This window comes from Rhizobium sp. NLR22b, from assembly GCF_019685295.1.
GTDB lineage: Bacteria > Pseudomonadota > Alphaproteobacteria > Rhizobiales > Rhizobiaceae > Rhizobium.
Genome location: NZ_JABDWM010000056.1, coordinates 1 through 3,500 on the forward strand (window position 1 = coordinate 1; position 3,500 = coordinate 3,500).

Annotated in this window: 3 protein-coding genes; 1 reads left to right on the top strand and 2 read right to left on the bottom strand. The window is 56.4% G+C overall.

The window, feature by feature from the left end:
* Positions 1-56: 56 nt before the first annotated feature.
* On the bottom strand, positions 57-374 hold the full coding sequence (locus HJC00_RS32230) for a BON domain-containing protein (RefSeq protein ID WP_259672368.1): 318 nt from the start codon (positions 372-374) through the stop codon (positions 57-59).
* A 322-nt stretch (positions 375-696) separates the two neighbouring features.
* On the opposite strand from HJC00_RS32230, the gene HJC00_RS32235 reads away from it, so the two are divergent.
* On the top strand, positions 697-1,233 hold the full coding sequence (locus HJC00_RS32235; protein WP_221165209.1) for a hypothetical protein: 537 nt from the start codon (positions 697-699) through the stop codon (positions 1,231-1,233).
* Positions 1,234-1,819: 586 nt separating this feature from the next.
* On the opposite strand, the gene HJC00_RS32240 is transcribed toward HJC00_RS32235, so the two are convergent.
* Positions 1,820-2,062 carry a DUF982 domain-containing protein gene (locus HJC00_RS32240; protein WP_183698230.1) on the bottom strand — a complete coding sequence of 81 codons (243 nt, stop codon included), beginning with the start codon at positions 2,060-2,062 and terminating at the stop codon, positions 1,820-1,822.
* Positions 2,063-3,500: the final 1,438 nt, after the last annotated feature.

Below are 3,500 nucleotides of genomic sequence, written 5' to 3' on the forward strand. Positions count from 1 at the left end.
CAGGGCGGGAACACGGCGCGGATGCGCGCCGATGGAAATAGTGCCATGGGTTCGCCTCACAAATCCGGCGACAGCTCATTATGAACCTTGTGCACACCCTTCGTTCTCAGCGTAATCTCCTCCGCCCGCAACACCTCCGCTTGCACATGCACCCACCCGGCCAGCGTGATATCGCTGCCGCGTGCGGTGACGAAGATATAGCTGGAGTCGAGATCGCTGGAATCGGCAAGCGCGCTTTGCGGGCTCCATCTCTTGCGGAGAAAGGCATCGCGGTTGGGGGTGCGACTTTCCGCGAAATCTATGAAGCGGATTTGGATGTTGGTGTCTCTAAGAAGAGACGTGAGCAGCGCGGAAGGCTGGCACTGCGGCGGCAAGGACTAGCTCGTTACCTATTCCCAAGAACGCCGATTTCGACCGTCACTGGTCAAACGTTGGGCGGGCTGCTTGCTGGGACTGTTGCATGCGCACTTTCGCGAATTATTGCGCTCCTCATTCATCTGAGCGATCGAACATTCGACGCGACAATTGCCTCCCGGCAGGATGATCGGGTGTTGCGTGTCTGCGTTGCCTCCAGATGCTCGAATCCATTTGCTATATGACCTGACAGGGAGCAAGGTTTCTTTCTCGGTAGCCACTGAACGGGCACTGCCGATTGAGGGCTTTCAATAGTCCTCGCCCCAACAGAAGGAGGGCATGATGTCTTCCGAACAGGAAACTTCCCATCTTACATCAGCCGATTTGCGCCTGCTGCAAGACGTCTTGCACGAAGCGGGCTATTCCGGAAATGTCTCACCACCGCCGCGGCTCCACAACATCTCTGCAAGGCTTCTCATTGCCCTCTTTCGGGCGGGAACGCGAAATCCTGAAGAACTGAAAAAAACCCTGGAAATGGCCTTCGGACGCCCGCAGATGCCGGCTCCGCGTTACTCTCGCCCCTTGTTCAACCGGTTCTCGATTCAAGGCATTCCGCTCCCGGCAGCGTCCAATCCCGCCCCTAACATTGGATCCGCGGAGCTGGCGGATGTTCCGTTAGAGGCGGCCACAGAACTGGCTAGTCGCAGCCTCGCGGTATTCAAATCGGATTGGGCTGCGAAGGACCCGGATGACGATCAGCGAACAAGCGCGGTATCGAAAGCGATCACTCGCCGGGCCGACACCGATCGAATAATTAAGACCGCCCACCTTAAACGACAGCGAAAAGAACGAGAGCAGTTTTGTTGGCGCGTCACATGAGCAGAAACTTGAGACGTTCATGTGATTTGATAACGCATTCAACATCGGCTCACTCGTGTCTCCTCTCGCGCCGGGCACTTACCGGCTCGGCGAGAAGGAAGATGCACTGGAGGACGTGTCGTTCCTGGCCTATAAAACTAACGCCGCTCGTCTTGAAATTCCTCCCATCGAGACGCAGACCCCTAACGACAGCAGATGCCTTTACCCGAGGCGAGATTGACGATGCACTCTTCAGAGACCACCGCTTGCAGAAAGAGCAGGTGGAGAGGGCAAAATCCTGGCGGAGCGAATGAGCACTCCAAAAATCGATCGGTATGCTACCGCTAAGCAACCGACGCCGCGCGAGGCGTTCGGCGCCCATTGGCCAGAACGCGACGCGTTGATTCTGATACTTGCGGACCGTCCTGGCGAAAGTGGCGAGATACCTCCGCACCGGTTTGACAATATCTGTTTTCGAGGCCGCCCAAGCCACGCAGAGGCGGGGATTTGCGCTTACCATTGCGGCCTTCCTGACCTGCCTCGGACGCCGCCTCCAGGTGGTTCTGACCCGAAGACGAGGAATTTGGCAGTCCTTTTAAGTCAAGAGCTAGGCGATCCGAACCACGACTCGCGCGTCAAAAGCTGCTGCAAGGAATGCGGACTGGGCTTCCCCTTCGGTTACTATGCCCTCTACCGTGCCCGCACAGGCCTCCATTGCCATAAAGAAAGCGCTACCGCTCGTCACCGGCCAATTCTTAAAAAGCATGTCAAGGGCTTCATCTGCGGACGCAATAATATGCCGCACCTGATTGCGTTCAACCACTAAGAGCAGCCACGCCGACGTCGACACACAGTCTCCGATTCCACAATTGAGAAATAGTGGATCTCACAGTTAGCCGGAGTACGGCATGAGGGAGAAAAGTTCCTCACCCGTGCAATCCACACCCCCAACCCCCGCCTTGACGCATTGTTCCATGCTATCGCCCTATACATTGGGAGGGCCGGGAGTCCTACGGTTGTCGGAGGTTTATCGGGCAGGCCGTCCCTGAATGGAGGCGCGTGTCCGCTCAAAGCTTGACGGAGACTTCGACGATATTGGCTCGCCAAAACACCTTTCCAGCTCCCTGGAAAGGTCGTCGGCAGAGGTCATCCCATATTGGAAACGTTGGATAAGCAACTTCGCTGCCGCGCTGCATCGCTCAGGATGGGCGACGCTTCTGGCTGAATTGTATCCAGCCGCATCCAAGACGCCTCGCAGCATTGTGAGGTCTCTGGAATTTAAGATATGGACGTGTTCGGAAGACATTTCCGGTCCTCCTTCAATTTGGGGCGAGGGCTGAAAGCCCTGATGCAGCAGCGCCCGTAACATTGGCTGCTGACGAGGTGACCATGCCTGAGCGCAGCTCCGGATGCAATGTGAATCACGCAATTTGAATTTTTATAAGATATCTTTAACAAAACCGATAATTGCGGTTGCGTTTCATGCAGCGGGTGCGTATATGCCTCTCATCGGCATTGCTGATGAGCGCTGGAAAGCATCTGTCGCTCGCAATTGCCGCAATCGCTTTCTGCTTTTGACCACGGATGTACTGGCATTGGTACGAGTAGCGATGTGAGGAAGGTCGGTGCGGTTTCGCCCCGGCCTTTTTTGTTAGCCGGCTCGCTGTCCCAGAACTTCGTTTAAACACAATGGCGGCTCAGGTTGCCACATCGAGTTTGCTAGTAGAGCTTCGTTTCGCGCCGATTGGCGTCAAGCAAACCTTTTCTCTCAAAATCGAACTTCTGTCTTCCGGGCGCCGTCCGGCAGCGATCACTCATGCGACGAAAAGGAATTGAAAATGAGCAAAACCAATGCAGCTGAGATCCGGCGCAGAACCGAACGCCAGGTCGCAAACACGAGCGGTGGCGGGCACCTGGGGGGAACAAACTTCGGGCAAGCTCCCGACGCCAAGACCGCAGGCGGAACAGGTGCCAAATCCCGTCCTAGTGGTGGACGCAAATAGACGTCTGATAGTAGCAACTCGGAAGGCTCGCTTTGAGAAACTGAAGCGAGCCCACTTTTCGAAGCAGCCAACTGTAATTCCTGCGGTATCGCGTTCGCCGCGGCAAGATCCTGGCAGATTTACGCTCGGCGGGCAAGAATCTCGATGAGCGAGCCTTGCGGGAACGCATGGAGGCTTTGAGCGTCGCCGCCATGCAGGACCTCGTCCGCCAACCGCCTCTGTGATCGGGAGATCCATCTGCGGTTAACGGAAACCCGGCAGCGTGCCGGGCTTGCTCCCAGTCAG